Origin of the sequence: uncultured Mucilaginibacter sp. (assembly GCF_903913935.1) — a bacterium.
GTDB lineage: Bacteria > Bacteroidota > Bacteroidia > Sphingobacteriales > Sphingobacteriaceae > Mucilaginibacter.
The window spans coordinates 1-26,351 of the sequence record NZ_CAIWNH010000120.1; the positions used below are offsets into that span (position 1 = coordinate 1).

The window sequence follows — 26,351 nt, forward strand, 5'->3', positions numbered from 1 at the left end:
CTGTTAATAATAAGAACACTACCCGCAATGTTGAACAGAAAGAGAATTTTATCAATCGATGTATCCTGGGGAGCATATGAAGAATTTGTTACTTTTATTCTTGCTTTGGGCAGAGAAAAAAGATCCTCATATGTTTGTATTGCTAACGCGCACATGCTGGTTGAAGCTCATAGGTCAAAGTCTTTTCAGCGTATAATTAACGATGCTGAAATTACAACCCCTGATGGCATGCCTTTGGCGAAAAGTTTTAAGTTTTTATATGGTATTGAGCAGCATAGGGTTGACGGGATGGGACTGCTTCCTTTATTGATAGAAAGATCGATTAAAGAAAACCTTTCTGTTTATTTTTACGGCGGCGCGCCCGAATTGATAGGGCATGCCAAAGTTTTTTTAAAAGAAAACTACCCATTGTTAAACATTGCAGGAATCTATTCTCCTCCTTTCAGGTATCTAACTGAAGCTGAAAAATCGGCTATTGTTGATAACATCAATCAATCGGGCGCCAATATCGTTTTTGTTGCCCTGGGATGCCCCAAGCAGGAGTGGTGGATGGCTGAAATGAAAGGCCGGATCCATTCTGTAATGATCGGTATCGGTGGTGCCTTGCCAGTATTTGTAGGATTGCAAAAACGGGCACCAATGTGGATGCAAAGGAACAGCCTTGAATGGTTATACCGCTTGCTTTTAGAGCCGAGGAGGCTGTTTAAAAGATACCTTGTTACCAATATTGCCTTTTTAAGGCTTTTATTTTACGAGAAAATCAAGTTCAATAGTGTTGAATATCGATCGGCAATAGAAAAGATGAATGACACAGGTAGGGATAAACAAAAGTATAAAAGTGTCAGCATTTCTTAAACAACGAGGTTATTTGTCCTGATCAAATATAGCAATGACTATGATCGTTATTGTGCGGCAAATGCGCAATTCACAATCCTTTTTATTGTTTATTATAGCATTGGACAGGTAATACAATACCGGACGCATTACCGCAAGCCGTTCTCTTGTATATCAGTTAATCAATCCCCCTATTTGGGTTCATCCGTGTACACGTTTCACGGTCGCTATGGTTTACCGGTAACCATACAACGCCTCATTTTGTTCACATTGCAATTGCCTGCACTATTTTTGCTGCCTTAACCCTTTGTCATGTACGTCATAATGCGATCTGTGCCAAAGCTAAAATCAATGCTACAAATATAGTATTAATCCCATATGATTGGTAGGAGTTACGTCAGAAAATTAAATTTTTTTCAATTTAGCAATGTTTGCTTCCAGTTACGGTATGCTTAAGTCTGGGTTTGAGTCTTTATTACCGAGAGGAAAGGAATAAGCAGATGGCAAAATTTTTCGGCGCCAGCCTAATTTATTAGCCATTAACGTGTGGGTTAATAAATAAGCGACCCTTTCTATTTATTTGTTTGAGCGCTTAAATAGGGTTTCACTTCAAAAGTAAACGTTTGGCTGCCGGCATCGCCATTTTGGGTGATGCCCTGGATTACACCTACATATTTCCCAGGCAAATCAGAGGTATAAAATGAAACATTTTTATTGCCATCGGTGCCGGTAACAACATTAGGCGACCAGTACAATGCTGTCCTGAAATCAGGTGTTCTGCTGTATGCCTTCTGTTCGGTATCATATTCCGGCGCGTAAAATTGTCGTTGCATTTGAAGGCCTTCGTAATCTATAACCACGGCATGCGGGTCAATCTCGGCACCGCCGAAATCGCTCTTATAGCTCGTAAAACTGAATATACCCTGTTCGGTAGAAGGACCCAGGTAATAGGTATAGGGCACAACTTCAAGTTTGCGCAATTTAAGCGGGTCAATTGCGAATACCTTGTTTGCCTTAAAAAATGGAATACCATCTACTAATACCATCGGGTCATTTTCACTCAAAAAGCCAACGCCATCAACTACTTTTATCCTGAATTGTTCATGCGGGCGGCTAATGTTTACCTCTCGGACGTATTCGCGCATGATTTCTTCTATAGTTGTAAACCGGGTATAATTATCCAATAAATAAGTTTTTGTCGGCTCACCATAAAAAGCGCCGCTATCGGCCCGGGGTTCATTAAACTGCTTTAATAAGGGGCCATTGTAAATATTTTGCACCTGCATTGCCAGGCTTTGATCTTCAAAACTTGTTTCCATAGCCGGGGTAACGGTAAAATGAGGTAGCACTACTTTTGTAAATTGTTCTGAAAAGGGACTCAATATATCGATATGGTAATTGGTGTCGATTTCGGTATTGGTTTCCGCAATAATTTCTGAAGGGCCATAAAAAGCTTTCATATTAAAAGTTAAACGGCCAAGGGAGTCGCTCTTTGAAGCATATAACTGAACGCTTTTGCCAGGTATGCCCAGGTAAACAAAAACATCTTTAGCCGGCTTTTGGCCTAATTGGTTAGTGATTTTACCATTGATGATTGGACCATTAAATTCTGGTAAAAATGTAAATGACCGGGGTTTGTTTTCGAATACATCTTTCCATGAGAAACTGCGCCAGCCTTGGGTGAGCATTAGGTTATTAGCAGCTTCCAGCCACAATGCGTCATTGCTGTTGAAATAATATTCAGGTGATTCAATGGTTCCCTTCAGGTCTGCGCTTAACCATAAATAATTCAGGATGTCCATTTTATCGTCATATTGCAGGGAGTCGAGCCGGTAAACAGCTACAGAAAGATCAGCAGCTGCGGGCATTCCATTTTGGCCTTTAGCAGTAATAGCGACTTCAACCTTTTTACGGAGCCCATATCCACCCCCACTAGTCGCGGCGCTTAGCATTAAGTGCTTTTGGGGGCTTTTAAAATAAAGTCGTTCGCAAACAGGGCTGCGCTCACCATTGAAAATAGTAATTTGCGAAATACCATCGCCCAGTTTGCTTTTATCAATCGTGAAATTTGCTGTGCCGTTATCACAAACTGTTGTTTCAATAAGTTTTACTGCATTCCTGGTTTGGGCAAAAAGGTAGAGGTTTTCTATTGTTAAGTTTGAGTTTACCTTAACAGATAGCGTTCCAGACCCGTTATCTGTTAAATTCATTACGTACCCTTTTGCGTAAATAACCGGCAACTTTTTTTGAATTTCTTTACCATCTATTTTTATCATCGCGTGGTAAACGCCAAAATTCTCCGGCTTAAAGGTAAAATGACCCAGGCCGAATTTAAGGGGGGCAAACCTCGCAACGGTGTCATTTTTTTCGTTTAAAATTGCACCTTTAAAGTTTAGGCCTTTGCCCCACTGGTCGGCTACTTTAAAACCAACAACGCTTTCCATGCCATTTACCAGTTCACCTCCTTCAGGGAAAAACTGTATATCATACGCGGTTGCGTTTGTTTTGCCAACGGCTTCAGGGCTTTTTAGGGGGTTGATAATGGTGATCTTTTTTGAGAAATAATAATCCGTGCTAAAATTCTTCATCCAATTGGTATAGGCCCTCAGGGTGTAGTTGCCCGTTGGCACTGTTAGGGGGATAAACAAAGACCCATCTCCCCCGTTATCTTTCATCGCTATTTTGGTTTGCAGTACCGGGTTTTGGTTATTATCCAGCACCTCAACATAAGCCACTTTGCTGATGTTTATCGGGTGCAGGTAAATGCCGTCGACATTATAAATTTTAAACCATAACAATTCCCCGGCCGTACATGAGTTTTTGTTTGTATGTACAAATAGTTTTTCCTGCAACGAATTGGTATTGTAATCGTTGAGGTTTTTTTGAATGGGAGCCATTTCGGCGGGCACGGCCTGCTGTGCCATTGCATGGCCTGCTGCCAAACTTACCAATGCGAAAAAAATAACTGTTGCGTTCTTCATATGCGGAGCATTGCGGTTAATTATTTATTGTTTTCATTTCCAGAATGAGGGTTGCTTGTTAGTTCCCCTTAAAGTACAGTCAACACAATAGGGGAATGCTGCGGTGTAGCCGTTGTTTGGGTAAAAGCCTTCGACATAGTCAATTGGGATCATTACATCTGTATAAATAAATTCCTTAACCTGAAAAATTAATTGCGGGGGAACAGATCTTGGTATGGTATAAATATACACAAGCGTATCTGCCGAGCAGCCTTTAAATGGAAGATCGGCCTGCCATGCAGGTAAATTTGCATTATCAATAAAAATGCGCTGCTGGCTAACTGAACCTGCTGTTACAAATCCGATTACCGGGTCAGACGGGTTTGTTAAACAATGGATATTCCCAGTTAGCTCGGAGGGCTGTGCATCGAAAATGCTGCCTAACTGTTCGGTGTTCTTTTTTAACAATACAAAATAGTTGTAGGCATCTGTAGTTAAAGCATATTGCTTTACCATAATACTGTACCTGATATGTATTTTTTCGGAAGTTGAAGGGATAGCGATAACAGGTTGCGCACTGATGATATCTTTGGATAATTTCGCTGACGAGCCCAAAACAATAGTGCTGGAGGTATCGCTGGCCCAGCATTGGTATATTTCTTTACCGGCTGGCCGGGGGGCAGTGGTGTCATGATTTACTTCCATATAGTGCGAGTTATATAGGGAGTGAATAATATAGGTTTCAGTGTAATCCCATCGGTAATAATGCGTGTTGTTAGCCGGATCATGGGTATTTACATTGATTTGGAGACCCTTACTTTGAATTCCATAGTTAATCGTGTCAATTGGCGGCGAATTCTTCACAGGTACAAAATCCGAAGCGAATTGCTTACCGTCGCTGGTCGTAATTTTCAGGCGATAATTTTGCGCGGCTGACAAGTTTACTGGCGCCAAAACGTAGGTGCCATTGCTGTTCGCTGCCAGGTTATAATGGGCTCCCTGCGAACCTTCCACGCTAACCGAAGCATTTAACTCAGGTTTGGAATTGGCGTTTCCAGAAATATTTACCGTCCGGGTAAGGCTGATCGTTGTGGTGTCATTAGGCATAATATTTCCGTTTACCACCAGGTAATTATTAGGTGCACCGGTAACGGACGAGCTGATTTGCTTTTTACAGGCAAATGCAATCAACATTATTACTGTTAAAATAATATATCTCTGTTTCAATATCATTTCTTTATTTCCAAAATGCAGGCGGTTTATTTACGCCCCTCAATGTACAGTCAACACATTGCGGGAATGCAGCTGTGAAGCCCCCCGTGGGATAGTGCCCTACGCTGTCAATAGGTGTTTTTACCCCGCCATAAATAAGGTCATGCACCTCACGGTAAACTACCCCCCCCCCTGTCGGAAACGTAATTGCACGAATATAAAGCAGCGTATCCGCCGAGCAGGCAGCATCTGCCTTTGACGTAGCCCAGCCAGGAAGATTGTTATGATCAATAAATATGCGTTTTTGAGTTGTTGTTCCTGCGGTTACGTAACCTATTACTGGTTCAGCCGGGTTTGATGTGCAGTGTATATTGCCTTCTAACGCCGATGGTTGCGCGTCAAAAATACTGCCCAGTTGTTCTGTATTCTTTTTTAGCAGCGTAAAATAATTAAAGGCATCGGCGGTTAATGCATGTTGTTTAACCAATATACTATAACGGATAAATCCCTTCTCGGAGTTAAATGGAATAGCAATAATCGGCTGATCGCTGATAATATCTTCTGATAATTTTGCCGACGTGCCCAAAACGATCGTGCTGGAAGTATCATTTACCCAGCATTGGTAGATTTGCTGGTCTGCTGGCCGCACAGCTGTTGTGTCATGATTTACTACCATGAAATGGGAGTAATACAAGGAATGGATAATGTACGTTTCGGTATAATCCCACCTGTAATAATGGGTGTTATTGGCGGGGTCGTGCGTGTTTACATTGATCTGCAGTCCGCTATTTTTGACGGTATATTTTATTGTATCAATTGGCGGGGAATTCTTAACCGGTACAAAGTCCGATGCATACTGTTTGCCGTCGCCTGTTGTGATTTTTAAACGATAACTCTGTGTTGGTGATAAATTTAGCGGGGCGGATACATAGTTTCCGTTACCGGTTGCAGTTAAGTGATAACTATCGGCCTGTGACCCTTCAATACTTATGGTAGCGTTAAGTTCGGGTTTCGAATTTGCCTGTCCTGATATATTTACGGTACGGCTCAACGAAATTACAGTAGTATCATTGGGTGTGATATTGCCATTAACCACAAGATAATTATTGGGCGCACTGGTTACTGACGAACTAATTTGTTTTTTACAATTCGTCATCAAAAAAATAAGTAAAAGGAAAATCAAATAATACTTTTCTATTTTGAACATACAGCTCTTTACTTTTCAAATAGTCACAATTCTTTTTAAAACCTTATGTTATAATTTATAAACGGTATCGGCTTTGCAAATATGGAAAGCTGGTACTCGTTAATAGCGCCGCCCTGTTCCTGGAAAAATGTTGAATACGCATTTTGCCTTCCGGTTAAATTATAAACGCCCACGCTCCACGAGTTGTGGAACCGCTGGTGAACTTTATGATTACCATCAATATTTAAGGAAAAATCCGATCTGAAATAATCAGGTATCCTGTATTCATTCCTGTCAGAATAAAATACCCTTTCTGATCCGTAGGCATAATATTTGGCAATCGGCAAGGTGATGGGCCGTCCTGTACTGTAGGTAACATCTAATGAAACACTATACCTGTGTGTAAAACGGTAATTACCCGTAAAATTAAATGCGTTGGGCTTATCATAATTTGCAGGGTAATAGGCGCCACCGTTGATCAATTCACCCGCATTCGGATCGTTTTGACGTAAAAAGGTTCGCGAGTAGGTATAGTTGACCCATCCGTTTAACTTGCCTGCAGTTTTTCGCAATGAAAACTCAATACCATAGGCTTTGCCCTGTGTATTCAGTACATCCTGTTCAATATGCTGATTGAGCAGTAACGAGGCGCTGCTTTTATAATCGAGGTAATTATTGATGCGCTTATAATAAACTTCAACCGAGGCCTCAATGGTATTAGCTTTTGCGTTTTTATACAAGCCAAGCGAAACCTGGTCGCCGTATTGAGGTTTAATGTTGGGGTCGCTTAGCTTATAAACGTCTATAGGAGAGATGGCAGTCGTATTTGAAAGTAAGTGAATGTATTGTGCAAGCGTATTATATCCTGCTTTTATGGAAAGGTCGTCGCTTAAATTATAGCGGGCAGATATTCTTATTTCAGGGTGAGAATAGGTGTTGATGATTTTTCCTTTGCCATAGGTGGTGCTGTCGATAACATTGTTTGACGACCGCGGCAGGTTTGGGGCATAATTATCTATAGTTTGCTGACCGAGGTAATTGTAAACAGAAAAACGCACACCGGCGCTTATCGTTAGGTCATCGGTTATATCATATTTGTCGCCAAGATATACGGCAGTCTCCAGCGCGTGTTCCGCCGGCACCATGTTGGGTACAACCAACGAGCCGTTTCCGTAAGGCTCTTCATCACCCGGATTTAATTGGTAATAGATTGCACTAACGCCAAAATCTATCGTGTTATTACTGTTAACATAATAGGTAAAATCAGTCTTAAAATTGGTTTGGTTGATATTAAACTTCAGTTTATAGCCGTCAACGGGGTTTTGAATACTCGAAATGTCATACTTGTAGCCATCGTAACCGGCGGTTAATACCCCGAATAGCTTGGTGTTGAAATTATGTTTCCATTTAATATTTGCATTTTGGTTACTATAATTATAAGTGGTATCGCTGTTTAACCTAAAATTGTCGTTGCTCAGGTAGCTGGTAATGTAAATATTGTTATTCTTGTTAATTTGGTGGCTGATATCAAGGTTAAGATCATAAAAGGAAGCGTGACTGTGTTTATATTCAGCGGGTAGTAAACTCAATAGCCAATCAGAATAGCTGGTGCGTGCGCCAAAAATAAACGAAGTCTTATCTTTAACTATGGGGCCTTCAACATTTAGCCGGCTTGTCAACAGACCGATCCCTGCTGAACCTGTAAAGATCTTTTTGTTGCCCTCGCGGTCAGTAACCTCCAGTACGGAAGATAAACGACCTCCAAATTTTTCGGGAATACTGTTTTTATACAATTCAACATCCTTTACGATGTCTGGATTAAATGCCGAAAAGAAGCCAAAAAAGTGAGCGGGATTGTAAATAGTGGCATCATTCAGCAGGATAAGGTTTTGGTCGGCGGCACCACCCCGGACATTAAAGCCTGTTGTAGCCTCGCCCACTGACTGCACGCCAGGTAGCGTTAATACTATGCGTAAAACGTCAGTCTCGCCAAAAATCTGGGGTACCTGCTTAATGTTTTTAATGTCGAGCCGGTTAACACTGAGCTCTACGCCTCGGACATTGGCAACCTTGTCGGCTGATATTTTTACTTCTTTTAAACGGGTAACCTGGTCCTGTAATTCAATATTCAATTCGCCATCGGTATAAAGCATCAGCTGCCTCCGGGTATCTTTCATCCCGATCGCCTTCACGATCAACAGTTCCCTTCCGCGCGGTAACGATAAGGTATAGTAACCAAATTTATCAGAAACTACGCCGGTTTTTGTGTTGGCTACAAAAATGCTTGCGCCGGCTATAGCATCGCCTGATTTAAGTTCCTTTACATAGCCCGAGATAGTTGCATTGCCGGGTTTAACTTCGTTTGTTTTTATGCCGATTTCATAAAGTTTGTTCTCAATTGTCGATTCAATCGCTGGTTTTTTATCGGTGGCAGTCAGGTCGGTAACCGGTTCGGTATTGGTTATGGTGACCTGATTGGGTTTAGGGGTAAAATAACCAGTTGCTACGAGGGGATGAATCTCTTTATCCCTGGTCAGAAAAACCCACATTTTTGCCGGAACAATGGTGTAATGATAGATTGTATTGAGAAATGCAGCATTCAGGATTTCACCCAGCGTTTTATCATTCAGTTGCAACGTTACCTTAAGGCTGTCAAACTGAACGGGATTGTAATAGAAATGGTAGCCTGTTTTCGATTCAAGGTCTTTCACCACTTGCTCTGTGCCGGCTTGCTGAAAATTCACACTAAACGTTTTTAACGCGGCGTTTTGCGCGTTAACAACGGCACCAATAAATAAAAGGATAACTAAAGCGTATATTATTTTCATACTATTTGGTTATTTGGTCATAATAAGTCACTATGTTGACCAAAGCCAAATCGTTAAGACTGTTAAACTTTATTTTATTATCCCTGATATACTGTTTGAGTTCTTTTTTCTTGTCTTTAAAAAAATCGAGCACTGTGCCAAGGCTGGCGTCGCCTATGCCGTAATATTTATCGCCTTTTTTAATGTAGTAGTCTTTATTTTCGTTAATGGGTACAAAAATGCGCTCCATGCCCGAGCCGCCCCGGCTGGTATTAATGGTTTTTTTCCATTTATTCAACACTGCCGATCTGCCTCCATAAAGCTGCTCATAAAATCCTGTCTTCAGGCCCCCGGAATTGTCCGGAATTCTGATAAAGTGCCGGGCCATCAGGTCAAAACTTGCGATTTTATCGCTTACCAGCCGATAGGGTGAACTATGGTTATCTAAAAGCACGATGAGGTGGTCTGCATTAATATCGTACAGCATGGGTACGTTTTGGTAAGTTTCTCCGTCGTAAGTAACTGATCCATTTCGCCAGCCCGTGGCATCCTCTAAAAAAGGGGTCCCTTTTATTCCGGCATCATAGCCGCGGAAGCTGTAACCGTTGTATAGCCACGATTCTTCGCCTATTGCAAGGTCAAAGCGACTGGCGAGGTTAAAAACAGATTGTTTGTAAATTATGCTGTCTGAGACGGGTTGCGAGGCTGCGGTTTTGAATGTGATAACCAAAGCGAAAAAGCAGATCAATTTGACAAGGGCGTGTTTATTCATTTAGGTTAAAATTTTATTTTGTAATTTAAAAAAACAATCTTTAAAAAACAAATTAATGGCGATTTTTTGGCAGTAAGGGATGTTTTTGCTTTTTTTAAACTCAAATTAAATGAGCAAAAAAAAGAATATGCTAATATAGAAGACTTTCTTGAGTGTCCACCTAGTAATTCAAACTTCAGATACAAAAGGAGGGTGTCGGGCAGATTAAAAAAAGTTGAGAAGGCTCATTTAACCTCAGGATACTTTAACCCATTCGCCTTTTTCAAAATCATATTTTTTGATCACACGGGCTGGATTGCCGACTGCCACACTATAGGGGGGGATGCTTTTTGTAACAACAGAGCCGCCTGCAACAACGCTGTGTTTACCAATGGTAACCCCTGCGGTAATTACGGCGTTCGCACCTATCCATACCTCATCTTCAACAATTATAGGGGCGGTGGTTACTTTTTGCAGGCGGATGGGTATTGTGACGTCTGAATAGGTATGGTTTAAGCCGCTTAATACAATATTTTGAGCTAAAATAACCTGGTTGCCGATAGTAACAGGGCCTATCAAAACACTACCCAGCCCAATGCGCGAATCATCGCCGATGAGTAAGTCACCTACGCCGTTGTTTACGGTACAAAAATCTTCAATAGTGGTGTTTGCACCGAGTGAAAATTTGTTAAATGGGAATATATCTACACGGGCGCTCCAGCGGATGCACGAGCCTTTGCCACGGTGGTGTATAAAGGGGGTAACAAACCAGCGCACCCACCAGCGTGGGCGTGCATTGCCAACAATCATTTTATGGGCTATTTTTTTTAACCCGGGGTTTGATTTTATTGAAGATGACAGTCCCATAATGGTGGTAATTTACCTTTTTTCAATTCTTGCAGCCAAACTTAACTAAATATTCTCTGGATGAAGATATTCAGCACTTCAACCATGATGAGGATTATAATTACCCATTCCAGTCTGTAACTGGTACGGTATTGCAACAGGTCCCTGAAAAGTTCATAATTGTCTTTAATGATACTTAAACCTTCCTGAATGTTTCTGAACCTTTCATTCAGATCGAAGGTGCGGTTGAGGTCATTATGGATCTTATTTAGATTTTCATCTTCCCATGTTTCAGGCGGTGCGTCAAAAATATAAAGGTTTTCTGCTATGCGGTTTTTCAGCAGCAATGTTTTTCCGATGTATTTTTTCAGGTTTATGCCTGATATATTCAGGCTCCCTTTTGCCTCCAATATTTGTGTATGGTAGTTGGTTTCTTCCAGCAATTTACTGGTTTGTTCCTGGTAATAATCAAGCGCGACTGATTGGGAAACATTCAGCATGATTAGGCGCAACACTTCAATATCCGAGCCCATGATCTCGATGGAATTGAAGCCAATTTTGTTTTTTGCGGAGTTTGTCTGGATCTTGAATTCCTCCTCCAAACTCTCATCAAATTTGTTTTTGCAGAAGGGATAAATCAGCCTTAAAAATTCAGAGATCCTTATAGGATCATAATTTAAGAAGCAAACAACGCCATACTTAAAAACATAGATGTACTGGCCTTCGTCGGTGATGTAAAACAATTCATCAGTATCGCCAAAATACAACTCGGCCTTGAATGTAGATTTAAAGGTTTTTATATCAATGCTATCAGCTACCTGGTAGGATAAAACTTGTACTAACATATATGATTATTTAGCATACATTAAAGATACATAAATCAGTGCGGTTTAGTTAATTAACGCATGTCAAAAGCACCATTAGATGCTTTATATCAATAGAAAAATCATTACCACGTTTTTACCTAGCCATCGGTATGGAATTTCGCGATGTTTTGTACCGATCGCATGAATATCTTCTTTTTTAATTTTTCTACTGATATCGGAACCCGATGGGTTTGGCCATTAACTGAAAAACCTGATATACAATCATTCAATTTTCATAAACACATTTTCCATCAATAAATGTCCGCTCAACTATTAGCGTTGAAATGTCGGCGGGCGCCATGCTTAACGGGTCGCGGTTCAGCATAATAAAATCAGCCAGCTGCCCCGGCTCAAATGTACCAAATTGCGGGGTTTGGCCAATAGTAGCTGCGCTTAAGGTATAAGCTTTTAAAGCATCAGCAATGCTGATTGCTTCATCGGGCGCAATGGCAAATCCTTCGTTATCTCTCCGGGTTACGGCGGCTTCCATGCCTTTAACGGGGTTTAAATTGCTTACTACCGGCGCATCCGATGATAGTGCCGTAAGAATACCATGCTTTAATACCGAGCGGACCGGGTAACATTGGTTCAAATAATCCTGATCCAGGTATTGCCTGAAATTTTTACCCAGTTCGCTGATGAAGATGGTTTGCATGGAGGTGGCGATCTGGTGTTTGGCCATCAATTCCAGGTGCTTTTCTTCGGGCAGCCCAAGGTGTTCAATCCTTCTTAAAACCCCGGGGAACAATTCTCCCAGTTTAATATAGTTATCGATAACAAACGCAATTGCCGCATCGCCAATAGCGTGGGTAGCAAGGCCAAGGCCTTTTTCCATGGCTGCACGGCCCAATTTTAGGTATTGTGCCTCTTGTAACCTGAGCACGCCATGTTCATTGGTGTTTTTATAATAACGTTTCAACGCGGCAGTTTTACCACTTAAACCGCCATCGCTAAAAAATTTAACGGTATTTACGTTGAGCCAGTCTGATGAGAAATGTTCAGGCAGATCATAGGGCCTTTCACCGCCATCAGGCAGCAAAATAGGTATAGCATTTAGCCGGAAACCAAGTTCGCCTGCGGAATACATTTCGTAATAGGCCTCCAGCAGCAAAGGATCGACCGCAGGGTCTGTGGCCGCGGTAATACCAAAGCTGTATAATTGCTTCCGGGCGGCCTTCACCATTATCTTTAACTCGTCCTTCGTGTAAGCAGGGATATTTTTGCTGACCAAACCCAGCGCGGTTTCTGAGAAAATGCCGTTTGGCTTGCCATCATTGCCCTGGTACATTACGCCGCCATCGGGAACGGGTGTATTTATAGTAATATTGCTTATTTCCAAAGCGCGGGTATTGGCAACAGCAATGTGGGCGCAGGTGCGGATAAGGTAAACTGGTTTTTCCTTAACCACCTTATCCAGGTCGTTTTTGTCGGGCATGCGGCCTTCTTTCCAGCCTGCTTCGTTAAAGCCGCGGGCGGTTATCCATTTAAGGTCAGGATTGCTTTGGTGATAGCTTTCTATCATCCCCAACATTTCATCCATACTGCCGGCTTTGCGTACGTCCAGCATGTACGTTGCCAGGTTGCCTACCTTCCAGATATGGATGTGCGAATCGTTAAAGCCCGGCATTAAAGTTTTGCCACCGGCATCAATTACTTCTGTTCCTGATTGAACCAAAGATTTTAGCTCATCCCAGCGCCCGATGGCCTTAATACGGTTACCATCTATCGCGATAGTATCGCACCCCTTACCGGTGAAACCATCGTTAAAAGAAAGGAGGTTGGCGTTATGGATAATTAATGACGGCATATAAAATTTTATTAAACCAAAACAGGGCTTCTTTTGGCCTGGGCACGGGCAATGGCATCTTCCAAAACCTGTAAACCTTCGGTTAACTGCTCATCGGTGATCACAATAGGTGGCAGCAGCCTGATACAGTTACTGAACAAACCAGCCCTTATCATTATCAATCCATGCGCCACGGCATCTTTAATGATCTCCAGGGTTGCTTCCGCATCCGGTTCTTTGCTGTCGCGATCTTTTACGAATTCAACCAGTCGCATTGCCCCTATGCCGCGAACATCCCCAATGAGTGAATATTTATCTTTCCAGCTTTCCAAAGTAGTTCGGATGATTTCACCTACCTCATTTACCCTTTTTAAAAAACTCTCACTTTTGATGATCTTAATAGCTTCAATAGCTGCAACGCAGGCCACCGGGCTTCCGCCGTAGGTGCCCCCAATGCCGCCTAAATGCGGCGCGTCCATTATTTCAGCCTTGCCGGTTACCGCACTGATGGGCATACCCGCGCCGATGGATTTTGCACTCACAATAATATCCGGGATTACACCGCTATGTTCCACCGCGAAGAATTTACCGGTTCGCCCGGCGCCGCATTGAATTTCGTCGGCAATAAACACAATGCCGTATTTATCGCATACCTCGCGCAGTTTATGCAGGTAAGCGGGCGGTATGGGCAAAAAGCCGCCTTCGCCCTGCACCGGCTCAATAATAATTGCCGCAAGCGATTCCGGGTCGACTTGCGAAATAAAGGCTTCCTCCAGTTTTTTAATACAATAAGCTACATATTCATCTTCGCTCATACCGTTAATCCCCCTGTAAGTATTGGGTGCAGGTATGCGGTAAATATCCGATACATAAGAGCCAAAGCCCTTTTTAAATAAAGCATATTTACTGGTGAGGCTGAGCGTTAACAAGGTACGGCCGTGATAAGCGCCCTCGAAACATAAAACTGCGTTACGTTTGGTATGATATTTAGCAATGTTTACCGCGTTCTCTACCGCCTCGGAACCAGAATTGGCCAGCAAGGTTTTTTTAGGGAAATCACCGGGTGTAATGCTGTTTAGTAATTCTGCCAGGTCGAGATAGGGTTCCATGGTGGTAACCAAGGAGCAGGTATGGATGTATTTATCCAGTTGTTCCTTTATGGCATTCACTACCTGCTCATTGCGGTGACCCACATTGATCATCCCTATACCGCCCGCAAAATCGAGCAGTTGGTTGCCATCAACATCCCACACCAATGCGCCTTCGGCTTTTTCAACCACTACTTCGGTTGATTTTGCCAGGCCCGCCGGTAAGGCGTTCTTTCTTCTCTCCAATGCTGCCAGTCCTTTAGGCCCGGGTAATGCTGTTTTTAATTTTATAAACGACATGGTTGTTGTTTTTTAGTCCGGAAGTCCCGAAAGTTGGAAAGTCCGGAAGGTTATAATGGTATAATTTTGTTAGTTGGTTTTTTTGTTCGAATAACTGTTTATTAAATTTTTTCTTTCAGACTTTTCCGGATTCCGGACGTCTTCACACGTCGTTATTAATGTCCAGTTTTATCAATACGCCGTAATTGCCGCAAACGGGATCATTCAAATAATCAGGTATCAAAGCAATAGGCTCAAACCCAATTTTCATTTGCGGGGTGATGGTGGGGTCGGTTCTTTTACCAGCAATCAGTTCGGCATAATAATTTTCGCCACTCATTGATTCACTTATCCAGCCGTAACCGCTCATCATCCCTACGGTGATCTGTCCTTTCAACCCCAGCTGACGTGTGACTTCGTGCCTTGCCCTGTAAAGTAACCGTGCCAGTCCCTGACCCCGGTAATCAGGATGTACGCCAATATCCAGTCCATAAAGCCAGTCGCCATCAGGCTCATGGTTAGTCATCCAGCCGCCCGCAAAGGTTTCTTTGAAGGTGTGGTGATGGTTGGACATATCAAAAGTGCAGCGCATGGTGGTGGTCATGCCAATCACCCTGTCTTTATCGGTGATCACAAACTGTCCCTCCGGAAATATTTCCAGGTGCCTCAGGTAATGTTGCCTTAAAATCAGTTCGTCTTCCGCAAGTGTAGGAAAAACCACCCGCTGCAAATCTTCCAGTTGTGCAGCGTGTTCCGGCCGGGTGTTTTGCACCACCAGGCCCGAGTTTGTTGTAATGCAATAGTTTTTAATAATGGTATGCATTTTAATATTTTAATTAATGGATGGTAAACCCCATTATGATGTAAACAACTGATGATAGCGCAAAGGCGATGGTGGCATACGGTAGTTGCGATAAGCCGTGATCCAGGTTATTGCATTCCGTACTTTGCGCGGTAAGCACGGTAGCATCGGAGTACAGGCAGGCATTGGCGCCAAACACGCCGGCGCTGATGACCGCACCGCAATTCAATAATACATTTGAGCCAAAATGCTGTGCCAATGGCACCACAAGTGGTATCGCGATAGCATATAAACCCCATGATGAACCCGTAGTGACCGAGATCAGCGAAAGCGAAACGAACACGATCACAGGCAGAAATTCTTTGTTGAGGTAAGGCGACGCAGCATGTAAAACATATTGGGTAAGTCCCATTTTATCGTTCACATCTTTCAGCACATAGCTCATCATTAAAATGGCAAGGGCATAAAGCATGCTGCTGAATCCACCGAACATGGTTTCGGATAATTGTTTAAATGAACCTACTTTTATGACCAGATAATAGATAAAAGTAAAGGCAACAGCTACCATTACTCCTTTTAAAGCGTCTTTGTCCAAAACGATAGTGGCAATAAGCAGCACGGCGATCGGGATTAAGAAATATACCAATTTGGATTGTTTAGCGGGGTTCATCGGACTCACATCCAGTGTAGCAACATCATTAAACTCGGATGCGACAAGTTGCCCGGTTTCCTCAGCGCGGATATCGGCCTTTTTTAATTTTCCAAACCAAGGAATGATCCCATAAATAAATAGCGGAATAATCAAAACAGATACATAACCGTAGGATACAAATGGGATTATTTTCCAGTACGTTACCAGGCCCTGCCCTTTTGCGGCCACGTGCGAGGTTTCGAGGATATTTCCAACAAAAATAGTCCATGTCGAAAGCGGAACCACTACGCACCATGGGGCTGCTGTTGTATTTACAATGTAGGCCAGCTTTTCTCGCGGAATTTTAAAGGCATCGGTGATTTTCTTCATTGAAAAACCAACGGTCAGTGCACTCATATAATCATCCAAAAAAATAAAAAGGCCTAAACCCCATGCCCCCATCAAGGCGCCCCGTTTTGTTTTTATTTTGGTTAAAGCCCATTCGCCAAATTTCATCGTACCGCCGCTCCGTACCATTAACCCGATTAACGAGCCATATAAACCGCAAACCAGAATCACCCAAACTGAAGCACTATCACCTAAGACCTTTTCGAACGAATCAACAAAATTGGTGAAGAAGTTGGTTTTGTCGTGAAAGCCAATGATCGCATAGCCAACCAGGCAGCCGATCAGCAAAGGCTCGAACGAGGTTTTTTGCTTGATGGCCAGTATTATAACTACTGCTGGTGGTATTAATGCTATTGCGCCGTATGCCATTCGTTAATTATTGAACCTGCCTGCCGGCAGGCGGGTTAGTGAGTTAGTGAATTATTGAATTTTGTAGTGATTTCACCGATTGTAATTGATTATGACTTAAGACTTTCGACTCAAGACTTCGGACTTAAACAATTCCTCCGATACTTATTAACTTCTTCTCCATATATTCATACAAACCCTCGCTGCCGCTTTCGTGGCCCTGGCCGCTGTATTTCCAGCCGCCAAAGGGCAATTCGGTGCCGTGCGGGGCCCATTCGTTAATGCCGACAATGCCAAATTCCAGCCCCTCGGATACTTTAATGGCTGTTTTTAAATTATTGGTGAAGGCATAAGCTGCCAGGCCGTATTCGGTATCATTGGCTTTGTGTAGCGCCTCCTCCAAATCATCAAACCGGAACAAAGGAAGCACCGGGCCAAATATTTCATGCCTTGCCAATGTTGAGGATTGATTCAAATTAGCGACAACAGCGGGCTGGATGAAATAACCTTTATCCAAATGATGTGGCCGGTGGCCGCCGGTTAGCACTTCGGCTTTTTCGATCCTCGTTTTTTCCAGCAAGTCAAACACACTGTCGCGTTGCTTCCCGGTGATGAGCGGGCCAACGTTTACGCCTTCCTCAAAACCGCTGCCCACTTTTAGCAATGAGACATATTTTTTAACCGATTCGGCAAACTGATCGTAAATATTTTTATGAATGTAAAATCGTTGCGGCGCAACGCAAACCTGGCCGTTATTGCGGAAACGGGCAATGGATGCTGCTTTGGCAACTTCATCCACATCCACATCATCGAAAATGATCACTGGCGCGTTACCGCCCAGCTCCAGCGAAAGTTTGGTATGGGTTTTACTCGCACCGTCCATTAGTATTTTTCCTACACGGGTGCTCCCGGTAAAACTGATCTTTTTTACCCGTTTGTCATGCAGCATGGCATCACCCACGGGCGAAGCTTCGGCAATTACCAGGTTTAAAACACCGGGAGGCAAGCCTGCCGCGGAAAGTGCATCAACCAAATGATAGGCTGAAAGAGGGGTGTCTTCGGATGGTTTGGCCACAACCGTACAGCCTGCAGCCAAAGCCGCGGCCCAGGCCCTTGCCGGGTTATACGCCGGGAAATTCCACGCCGTAATAACACCAATAACGCCCATCGGCTGAAGTATAACCGAGCTCCGTTTATCAACCCTATTGGTGGGGATCACTTTACCATAGGCACGTTTACCTTCTTCGGCATACCACTCAAATAAATTGGCGGCTACCGTCCATTCACCGCGGGCCTCTAATAAAGGTTTCCCGCTTTCAAGCACCATGTCGTGCGCTATTTTATCCAGGTGCTCCCTTAAATAATTGGCGGCTTTTTTTAATATTTCGGCCCGGTAATAGGGCGTTGTTTTGCTCCAGGTTTTGAACGCTGCATCCGCAGCATCAATGGCTAAAGCGGCGTCTTTTTCGTTGCCGAAACTGATCCTGCTTAGCACTTCTTCGGTTGCCGGGTTAACAAGGGAGATTTCATGGCCATCGACCGCATCCACCCAAACCCCATTGATAAATTGTTTATTTGCTGACATCACTGATCTCCATTTTTGATTCGTTAACAGGCTCGCCGCATAAATGGGCTAAGCCTGCTTCCATTATATCTAAGCCCTTATTCAATAAACTTTCTTCGATCACCAGCGGGCTTAATACCCTGATGATATTGCCGTTGATGCCCGCATTGATGACGATAAGGCCATGATCGGCACAGTAGCTGATGAGTTTTTTACACAGGTCGGCATCCGGTTGTTGCGGGTCGTTATTTTTTACCAGTTCAAAAGCCATCATTGCGCCGAGGCCGCGCACATCTCCGATTGCGCTGAATTGCTTTTTGAAGCGGTTGAATCGTTTCCTGACGATATCGCCCACTTTTTCGCCAAGCGCGTTGATGTCAATCTCCTCCATGTAATTGAACGTAGCCAGCGATGCCGCACAGCAAACCGGGTTGCCCGGGTAAGTGCCGCCAATAGTGGAGGGTTTGCAGGCATCCATGATATGCGCTTTGCCCATCACAGCGCCTATCGGCATACCGCTGCCCATGCTTTTTGCCCAGGTAGTTATGTCAGGCGTTACCTCATAATGCTGGTAAGCGGCCCATTTACCTGTACGGCCGAAGCCGCTTTGCACTTCATCTAAAATCAATAAAATGCCATACTTATCGCAAATGGCACGCATGCCTTCGAGGTATTTTTTTGGAACGACATTAAAGCCGCCTTCGCCCTGTACGGGCTCCATAATAACAGCCGCTACCTGAGAGGCCGGTACATTGGTATGAAAAAAGTCTTCCAGTTCGCGCAGGTGATGGTCTGAAAACTCATCCAGATTTGCGCCCCGCGGGTCATGATAATAATCCGGGAAAGGAATTCTATAAACTTCAGGGGCAAAGGGTCCGCAACCCAGTTTGTACCCAACTTTGGAAGTAAGCGTCATGCTCATCATAGTACGTCCATGAAAGGCGCCTCCATAACAAATTATTGCTGGCCTGCCGGTTGCCTGACGGGCTATTTTGATCGCGTTCTCCACGCTTTCGGCCCCGGAATTGGTGAGCATTACTTTAGTATGATCGCCATGCGGAAACAGGCTCACCAGTTTTTCGGCAACCTGCATATACAGGTCGTAGGTGGCTACGTTAAAACTGCAATGGATCAGTTTCGCCGCCTGGTCGGCAATGGCTTTAACAACTGGCTCCGGGCAATGGCCGGCATTTACCACGCCGATCCCACCGGCAAAATCGATCATTTCCTGCCCGTCTGCATCAATGATCACTGCGCCTTTTGCACTTACTGCAGTTGACGGATTGAATATGCCAATCGCATCCGGTACAAACTGCCTCCTTCTCGCTAATATTTCTTTACTATTTGTCATTTTGATTTCACCGATTTATATAATTGATTTCACCGATTATTAATTCGAATTAAACTATTCTAATTTTCTTCCAGCGTGTCAAGTTTCCAGTCTTTATCGTCCCTTATTTTTTTCCATGTCCAATAGGTTTCAAACAGATAGTCATGAAGTGTACCGGCAAAAGATTCACTGTCATTTTCAGGTTCTTCATTCACAAGTTGCACACCGGTCCATTCTTTATACATTTTTTTCGGAGATCCTGTGCCGTCAAGTAAATTCAGCATATTAAAAATCACGCCTGCACTGCTATCTGCAATAATCTTTCTCAATGCATTTTTAAGATGTGGGTTATTATCAAGTTTATGTAGCTCTTCCTTTTCTAAATCACTAAAGCCACAATTAGGCGGATAATTGAGGTATTCGAAGTTTTTGTCCACGATGACATTTTTCACAGCGCAATCAGCATACTCTTCGATATCCTCGTTAAGATCTAGCAAAAGTGCAATCGCATTATTTTCGGATAATTCCATTTTAACAAAATTTAGATATTCTTCACAATCATTAATTATTTATCTGGTACAGCGCCGTCCTCACCCATTCCCCGCCAATGATTTCATCAGCATTTCTGCTGCAACCCTGCCCGTTTGTGCACCCCCGTTCATGTAGCCCTGAAATTCGCGGCTTACATGTTCGCCGGCAAAGTAAATTTCTTCAACAGGCACGCCTTCCCAGCCTGCCAAAGTGCTCCATTGCCCGGCTTTAAACGAGCTGTATCCCGCTTTTGAATAGGGATTTTCGCTCCAGCAGAATTTGGTATTTTTACCGGTATAAGCTTTGTCCATACCTGGAAATATGGTATTCAGTTCGGGAACGATCTTGTTTTTCAGATCGTCGAGGCTGGCGTCTTTTACCTTATCGCTAAAATTACCGCCGCCAAAAACAGTAAAGCTGCCTTCGGTATCCGATTGCATCTGGCTACTGTCCCATCCGCAGCCAAAAAACAGGTCGGTAAAGGTATAGCCTTGTTGTCCATGTTGCCGCCACGGCTTGCCGTTATTCACCCCGACAATAAATTTACTGCTGTTGCCGTATCCAATTTCGTTGATACATTTTGTTTTTTCGGCTGGAAATGGCACATCGATCCTGACAAATCGGAGCATGGTAAACGGAATAGCGATGATCACGTGGTCGGCCTGGATAGCAATTGCGGATCCTTGGTCGTCAAACGAAAGGTCATACCCTCCGTTACTGTTTTTACTTATAGCTTTTAAAGTATGTCCGGTTCTGACAGAACCTTTTACTTTTTGATATAGGGCATCGGTCAAAGAACTGCTTCCGCCTTGTATTTTAAATATTTCATGATCTGAACCGAATAGTGCGTAACCTTTTTCGGCTTCTTTCGGCGCTTCAAACATAATGAGGAAATTAACGGCCGACTGGACGGAGGCTTCCATGCCATATTCGCGCGTGAGCGTAACATTCAAAAAGTCAAATAGCCACCCTTTCATTCCGATAGCTGAAAGGTATCCGGTGATGGTTTGTTTGTCGAGGTGTTCAAATTGGGCAGCAGCTTTATAACTGATAACTTCGGGTAGTGATTTAATATCCTTCACCAATTGGGCTACAAAAGGCTTTAGCGCCGCCTTCAGATCGTCTTCATTATAACGCCTGCCGCCAAAATAAAATGTTTTGCGCGCCAGTTCATCTTTTCTCAGGTCGTACAGAGACAGGCCGAGCTCATTAGTCAGTTGAAGAATATCTGTGTGAGTTGTGTCAACAAATTCACCGCCGATATCCGTCGTAAGCCCTTTGCCAAATTCATCCCTCAGCGTAAACATCCGGCCGCCGATACGATCGGAGGCTTCGTATATGGTGGATTTAATATCTGCTTTTTGTAACTGGTATGCGGCATTTAAGCCGGCTATGCCAGCGCCAATGATCGCAATGCTGCCTTCGCTGCTTTTTCCACAGGAGGAAAGGCTCAATATACCCGGGGTAAGTGCAGCTGCGCCTGCCGCAATCGCCATTTGTTTTAAAAACTTGCGGCGGCTATCGCTGTATTCATTTAATAGTTCGGTTGCTTCTTTATCTTCACTCACCGCTGAGTAGAAGGCAGATCGTAATAAACGGGCAATGGGGTAATGTGCCATGTTTTTATTTAGTTAGTGAATTATTGAACCCGCCTGCCGGCAGGCGGGTTAGTGATTTAGTGAATTGAAGAAGTTTTGAATGTTTATTGATGGTCCTTCCAGTACTTCGAATTGTCCCATTCACTAATTCACCCATTCGCTAATTGATTAATATCCTGGATTTTGAATAACAGTGCCTCCTGTCGCGCTGATCTCTCTTAACGGTATCGGGTAACATGAATTGGCTACGGTTACCGTTAAACTCGTTAAAGGCGTTAATACATTTACCACTTGCCCTGTCCTGGCCAGGTCGAAATAGCGGTGGCCTTCAAAATTGAATTCCGCGCGGTTCTCGTCCGACACCACCTGTGCATAAGTTGCGTCATCCGGTACCTCTTCGCTGCTTAGCGCTGCCAGGCCGCGATTGGTCCTGATCATATTTACATCCGCAAGCCCCTCACTTCTGCCTAATGCTTCGGCCCTGATTAAATACATTTCTGAAATGCGGATCACCAGAGCAGAGTTATCCTTTTGCTTGATATCGCTGCTGTATTTAAGGGTACGAAGGTAGCCGTTGGGGTTGAGGGTATCCACCAAATTATAACGTAAATCACCTGGACGGCCTTCAAAAAATACTTGTAAGTCGGGGTTTAAAAGAAATAAAACCTCAGTTGAAGCCGCATCCGGGCGGGCATAAGTTGTAGCGTTGTATTCGCTTTGGTTTTGCTGGTTAAAGGGTAATTCAAAAACAGATTCCTTGCTGTTATGCGAAGTGTAAATATTGGTAAAATTGTTTTTATCAAGAATCGCATAAGCACCGTCATTTATAACCAGCGTTGCATATTTGGCAGCATTGGTATAATCCTTTTCATACAAATAAACCCGCGCCAGTAAAGCATTTACAATTGCCGGGTTGATATAATTGGGATTGCGGTCGGTATTGTTTTTTAATAAAGTTGCGGCCTGCTGCAAGTCAGCAATAATAGCAGTGTAGGTAGCTGCGACGGTGCTGCGCGGTACAACGCTTGTGCTGTTTTGCACGGAGGTTACTACCGGGATACCAAATGGTGAAGTGAGGTCCCAATGATAACCAAAGGCGCGGAGCAGATCAAAGTGCGCCATCGCCCTGAGGGTTAAAGCCTGGCCCTTTACCGAATTGAGGTATTGTTGTGATGCGCCGGTAACCGTGCTTTCACCGGCTAAAATAGCATTGGCAGTGGCAACGGTTTTGTAAATTGCCACATAGGTGTTTTGGATAAAGATGTTGGATGAGGTTACATTGTATGAGCCAAACTCGTTTAACGAGGTGTTATTATAACCACCTGCGACGCCGTTATCGCTGTTGAGGTCGCACATCATTGGGTAATTTGCCCCATAATAATCCTGCACCTCGAGGGTGCTGTAAAGCCCGACAAGTGCAGAGGAAAGACCGGTTGAATCTTTAAAAAGTTGTGCCGCCTGAACGGCACTTGGTGATATTTGCTTTAGCTTAACACAGCTACTTATCGTTATTACTGATGCAGCGATTAAACTAACAAAGGATATATGGATTAATTTCTTCATTTTACTTCTTTATTAAAATTTAACATCAACACCTAAACTAAATGTACGGGCAGGCGGGTAGGCTGCATAATCAATACCCGCTGTGGCAGCATTCGCGCCGCCTGTTGAACTCACTTCGGGATCGAAACCGATATAGTTTGATACCGTTAGCAGGTTTTCGGCCTGTAAATAGAACCGGATGCTGTTAAAGAATTTTGTTTTGCTGATGGTATAGCCAATGTTAACGGTGCGGACCTTGAGGAATGAACCATTTTCAAGGAACTGATCCGAATTAGGGAAATAGTTTTGCAATAAAAATGATGGCCGGGGAATATTGGTAACCTGGCCGGGGTGCGACCATGCGCCTAAAACCCGGGTATCATTATTGGCATACACGCCGCCCAGGTAGGCGCCACTCGGTGTTGATCCGCTGCTCCAGCCTAAGCTTTCGTAGGTGGTACGGATCAGGTTGAATACCTTACTGCCGTAACTAAACTGCGTGGAAACCAGCGCATCAAATTGTTTGTATTTGAATTCGTTGGTAAACCCTCCGAAAAATTTGGGGCGGGCATTACCTATCACGGTAGCATCCCGGGTAAAATTCACCTGGTCGGCCCGTTCTTTGGTGCCATCTGCTGCGTAGTAAAGGGCATCGCCGTTAGCCGGATCAACACCTGCAAAACGCACGCCAATAAATGTTCCTACTGGTTGTCCTACTTTTAAGATATTGGTTGGCGACTGGTCATTATAAGAGCTGATGTATTGGTTGTCAACCGCCAGTGATTTAATAGTGTTTTTAAGGAAGGATATATTGAAAGAGCTTGTCCAGGTAAAATCCCTGGTTTTGATGTTATTGGTGCTTAACTGAATTTCCAGCCCTTTATCCTCAATTTTACCGGAGTTGGCATAGGCCCATTGAAAGCCGGTGGTGCCGGGGATCTGTTCCTGATTCAATAATTTAGTTTCATCCGAGATAAAATATTCAATCGAACCATTGATAAAATGATTGAATAACTCAAAATCAGTCCCGATATTAAAAGTCTTATTGGTTTGCCACGTAAGCGGCGCAGGGCCTAAAATGTTGTAAGGTACGAAACCTGCATCGCCGTTGTATTTTGCCGCGCCCCAATAAGCATAATCCTGGTAGGAAGGCACATTGTCCTGGTCGCCGGAAAAGCCATAGCTGGCCCGTAATTTTAAGGAGTTGATGCTTTTGTTATCCTGTAAAAAACTCTCATTGCTAATATTCCAGCCTAACGATGCAGAAGGGAAGTACCCCCATTGGTGCCCGGGAGCAAATTTTGACGAACCGTCGGCACGCATAATGAACGACAGAAGGTATTTTTCGTCATAGCTATAATTGGCACGTGAAATGAATGACCGAAGCGCATCATAAACCAGCGGATACGGAATTATAACCACTATAGGTGTGGCTGCATTGTTGATGTTTTGAACGCCACCGATAGCAGGAAAGCCTTCACCGCCGCCTTGCGAAAGTTCAAGTTTACTTTGCTGCTGAGAGTAACCCGCCAGTAACGTTAAATTGCTTTTTCCAAATTGATGCTGGTAATTAAAAATATTTTCGTTTAACCATGTCAGCGTTTTTGATTCACCAAGCAAAAGTTTGCCGCCTACAGCCTGCGCGTCAACAGTGAGTGCTGAAAAAAACTGATTGTCGCTTACGTCGTTATAGTCAATTGACCAAGTTGATTTAAACTTCAGGTCTTTCATGATCTTGTATTCGGCAAATAAGGAAGAAATGAACCTGTTGGTGTAGGTATGCGCATTGATCTCCTTAGCTGATTTTACCGGGTTGTCTGACAACCAATACGCCTGGTACTGCGTAAAATCAGCGTAAACCCCCGGCGAGGAATAAACCGGCATTAATGGCGATGCGCCTAAAGCGTTGGTAACAACGCCGGTATAGGTATTATCATTAAAGCTTCGTTTATTGTCAGAGTAGGACGCACTTGTATTTAAACCGAAGGATAGTTTATCGGTGGCCTGGTTATCAATATTGGCACGCACATTATACCGCCGGTAATAGTTGTTAATGATAATACCATCCTGGTCATAATAACTGCCGCCAACAAAAAACTTTGTTTTATCGGTACCTCCTCGTGCGGATATTTCATAATCAGCAACCGGGGCCGTGCGGAAAATGGCGTCTTCCCAATTGGTATTGATGTGGCTTTTTAAATCATAATAAGGTGCCGCCGGGTTTGGTATGGCTTTTCCGTTGGCATCTACTATTCCGGCTGCCTGCATATCAGATAATGCGAAATGCGGGTTTGGGTTGTTGGTCGCGAGATCGTTTTGATAGATCCATATATCGTTTTTTATTGCAGTATTGGTGAGGTTATAAAACTGCTGCGAGTTTAAAAACGGGATCTTTTTTTCAACCGACTGGGCACCCACGTTCATATTGAAATTAAGCACTGTTTGGCCGGCCTTGCCACGTTTAGTGGTGATTAATACTACGCCATTGGCCGCACGTGAGCCGTAGATGGCTTTTGAAGCATCTTTTAGTATTTCAATTGATTCAATATCATCAGGGTTTATATCCGAAATTGAACTGATGTTTTGGCCGCTGCCTACGGATTGGCCGGTAAGGTTATATGATGTACCAAGGGATGAATTGCTTTCGCTTTCCATCGGCACCCCATCAACAACATATAAAGGATTTTGCGCGCCGCGGATACTTACCAATAAGCCAGCACCAGGGGTGCCCGACGGCTGTGTTACATTTACGCCCGATAGTTTGCCCTCTACGCTGGCAGCTAAATTCGATACTGGCTGGTCCTTAAATTCCTTGTTTTTGATGGAAGATATGGCGCCTGTAACTTCACTTTTTTTCTGGCTGCCGTAGCCTACAACAACCACCTCTTTAAGCTCGGCTTTTGATTCCTGCAGGGTGATGCGAATGGTGAGTTCTGATTTAACCTGAACAGTCTTTTTATCAAAACCAATAAAAGAGAGCAC

The 26,351-nt window shown here is 43.6% G+C and carries 18 protein-coding genes; 1 reads left to right on the forward strand and 17 read right to left on the reverse strand.

All coding sequences use genetic code 11. From position 1 onward, the window contains the following. Positions 1-855: WecB/TagA/CpsF family glycosyltransferase (locus QZY09_RS04460; RefSeq protein WP_295668672.1), on the forward strand; the 855-nt coding region annotated here is incomplete at its 5' end. A 551-nt stretch (positions 856-1,406) separates the two neighbouring features. On the opposite strand, the gene QZY09_RS04465 is transcribed toward QZY09_RS04460, so the two are convergent. The 17 genes from QZY09_RS04465 to QZY09_RS04545 form a co-directional block, all read right to left on the reverse strand. Then, positions 1,407-3,815 (reverse strand): hypothetical protein, encoded by a 2,409-nt coding sequence (locus QZY09_RS04465; protein WP_295668675.1) that lies wholly within the window; start codon positions 3,813-3,815, stop codon positions 1,407-1,409. 33 nt (positions 3,816-3,848) lie between these two features. Next, positions 3,849-4,988, reverse strand: a complete 1,140-nt coding sequence (locus QZY09_RS04470; protein ID WP_295668678.1) for a DUF4249 domain-containing protein — start codon at positions 4,986-4,988, stop codon at positions 3,849-3,851. Between the two features lie 43 nt (positions 4,989-5,031). Then, on the reverse strand, positions 5,032-6,162 hold the full coding sequence (locus QZY09_RS04475) for a DUF4249 domain-containing protein (protein WP_295668681.1): 1,131 nt from the start codon (positions 6,160-6,162) through the stop codon (positions 5,032-5,034). 86 nt (positions 6,163-6,248) lie between these two features. Then, entirely contained in the window at positions 6,249-9,020 is a 2,772-nt protein-coding gene (locus QZY09_RS04480; protein ID WP_295668684.1) for a TonB-dependent receptor, read from the reverse strand. A 1-nt stretch (position 9,021) separates the two neighbouring features. After that, positions 9,022-9,771, reverse strand: a complete 750-nt coding sequence (locus QZY09_RS04485) for a hypothetical protein (protein WP_295668687.1) — start codon at positions 9,769-9,771, stop codon at positions 9,022-9,024. 234 nt (positions 9,772-10,005) lie between these two features. After that, complete coding sequence (locus tag QZY09_RS04490) at positions 10,006-10,617, reverse strand: DapH/DapD/GlmU-related protein (protein ID WP_295668690.1); 612 nt, start codon at positions 10,615-10,617, stop codon at positions 10,006-10,008. A gap of 41 nt (positions 10,618-10,658) precedes the next feature. Further along, positions 10,659-11,441, reverse strand: coding sequence for an RMD1 family protein (locus QZY09_RS04495; RefSeq protein WP_295668693.1), 783 nt, complete (start codon positions 11,439-11,441; stop codon positions 10,659-10,661). Positions 11,442-11,688: 247 nt separating this feature from the next. Beyond that, entirely contained in the window at positions 11,689-13,269 is a 1,581-nt protein-coding gene (locus QZY09_RS04500) for an amidohydrolase (protein ID WP_295668696.1), read from the reverse strand. 11 nt (positions 13,270-13,280) lie between these two features. Then, the gene (gene gabT, locus QZY09_RS04505; protein ID WP_295668700.1) at positions 13,281-14,636 is read right to left on the reverse strand and encodes a 4-aminobutyrate--2-oxoglutarate transaminase; all 1,356 of its coding nucleotides are present in this window, start codon (positions 14,634-14,636) and stop codon (positions 13,281-13,283) included. Positions 14,637-14,778: 142 nt separating this feature from the next. Beyond that, positions 14,779-15,438, reverse strand: coding sequence for a GNAT family N-acetyltransferase (locus QZY09_RS04510; RefSeq protein WP_295668705.1), 660 nt, complete (start codon positions 15,436-15,438; stop codon positions 14,779-14,781). Positions 15,439-15,451: 13 nt separating this feature from the next. Next, entirely contained in the window at positions 15,452-16,825 is a 1,374-nt protein-coding gene (locus QZY09_RS04515) for a Na+/H+ antiporter NhaC family protein (RefSeq protein WP_295668709.1), read from the reverse strand. A 124-nt stretch (positions 16,826-16,949) separates the two neighbouring features. Continuing rightward, positions 16,950-18,389, reverse strand: a complete 1,440-nt coding sequence (locus QZY09_RS04520; protein ID WP_295668711.1) for an NAD-dependent succinate-semialdehyde dehydrogenase — start codon at positions 18,387-18,389, stop codon at positions 16,950-16,952. Then, positions 18,376-19,719, reverse strand: a complete 1,344-nt coding sequence (locus QZY09_RS04525; protein ID WP_295668714.1) for an aminotransferase class III-fold pyridoxal phosphate-dependent enzyme — start codon at positions 19,717-19,719, stop codon at positions 18,376-18,378. The genes QZY09_RS04520 and QZY09_RS04525 overlap by 14 nt, the downstream gene beginning before the upstream one ends. Positions 19,720-19,778: 59 nt before the next feature. Then, positions 19,779-20,228, reverse strand: a complete 450-nt coding sequence (locus QZY09_RS04530) for a hypothetical protein (protein ID WP_295668718.1) — start codon at positions 20,226-20,228, stop codon at positions 19,779-19,781. Positions 20,229-20,288: 60 nt separating this feature from the next. Then, a complete protein-coding gene (locus QZY09_RS04535) occupies positions 20,289-21,848 on the reverse strand; it encodes an NAD(P)/FAD-dependent oxidoreductase (RefSeq protein WP_295668721.1) in 1,560 nt (519 codons plus the stop codon). 147 nt (positions 21,849-21,995) lie between these two features. Beyond that, entirely contained in the window at positions 21,996-23,390 is a 1,395-nt protein-coding gene (locus QZY09_RS04540) for a RagB/SusD family nutrient uptake outer membrane protein (RefSeq protein ID WP_295668723.1), read from the reverse strand. Between the two features lie 12 nt (positions 23,391-23,402). After that, positions 23,403-26,351: TonB-dependent receptor (locus QZY09_RS04545; RefSeq protein ID WP_295668727.1), on the reverse strand; the 2,949-nt coding region annotated here is incomplete at its 5' end.

Excerpts from the sequence above, each read along its gene's own strand:
- QZY09_RS04515 (WP_295668709.1), bottom strand. The coding sequence starts at position 16,825 with ATGGCATACGGCGCAATAGCATTAATACCACCAGCAGTAGTTATAATA.
- QZY09_RS04540 (WP_295668723.1), bottom strand. The coding sequence starts at position 23,390 with ATGAAGAAATTAATCCATATATCCTTTGTTAGTTTAATCGCTGCATCA.
- QZY09_RS04465 (WP_295668675.1), bottom strand. The coding sequence starts at position 3,815 with ATGAAGAACGCAACAGTTATTTTTTTCGCATTGGTAAGTTTGGCAGCA.
- QZY09_RS04490 (WP_295668690.1), bottom strand. The coding sequence starts at position 10,617 with ATGGGACTGTCATCTTCAATAAAATCAAACCCCGGGTTAAAAAAAATA.
- QZY09_RS04500 (WP_295668696.1), bottom strand. The coding sequence starts at position 13,269 with ATGCCGTCATTAATTATCCATAACGCCAACCTCCTTTCTTTTAACGAT.
- QZY09_RS04470 (WP_295668678.1), bottom strand. The coding sequence starts at position 4,988 with ATGTTGATTGCATTTGCCTGTAAAAAGCAAATCAGCTCGTCCGTTACC.
- QZY09_RS04530 (WP_295668718.1), bottom strand. The coding sequence starts at position 20,228 with ATGGAATTATCCGAAAATAATGCGATTGCACTTTTGCTAGATCTTAAC.
- QZY09_RS04520 (WP_295668711.1), bottom strand. The coding sequence starts at position 18,389 with ATGTCAGCAAATAAACAATTTATCAATGGGGTTTGGGTGGATGCGGTC.
- QZY09_RS04475 (WP_295668681.1), bottom strand. The coding sequence starts at position 6,162 with ATGACGAATTGTAAAAAACAAATTAGTTCGTCAGTAACCAGTGCGCCC.
- QZY09_RS04495 (WP_295668693.1), bottom strand. The coding sequence starts at position 11,441 with ATGTTAGTACAAGTTTTATCCTACCAGGTAGCTGATAGCATTGATATA.
- QZY09_RS04510 (WP_295668705.1), bottom strand. The coding sequence starts at position 15,438 with ATGCATACCATTATTAAAAACTATTGCATTACAACAAACTCGGGCCTG.
- QZY09_RS04535 (WP_295668721.1), bottom strand. The coding sequence starts at position 21,848 with ATGGCACATTACCCCATTGCCCGTTTATTACGATCTGCCTTCTACTCA.
- QZY09_RS04480 (WP_295668684.1), bottom strand. The coding sequence starts at position 9,020 with ATGAAAATAATATACGCTTTAGTTATCCTTTTATTTATTGGTGCCGTT.
- QZY09_RS04525 (WP_295668714.1), bottom strand. The coding sequence starts at position 19,719 with ATGACAAATAGTAAAGAAATATTAGCGAGAAGGAGGCAGTTTGTACCG.
- QZY09_RS04485 (WP_295668687.1), bottom strand. The coding sequence starts at position 9,771 with ATGAATAAACACGCCCTTGTCAAATTGATCTGCTTTTTCGCTTTGGTT.
- gabT (WP_295668700.1), bottom strand. The coding sequence starts at position 14,636 with ATGTCGTTTATAAAATTAAAAACAGCATTACCCGGGCCTAAAGGACTG.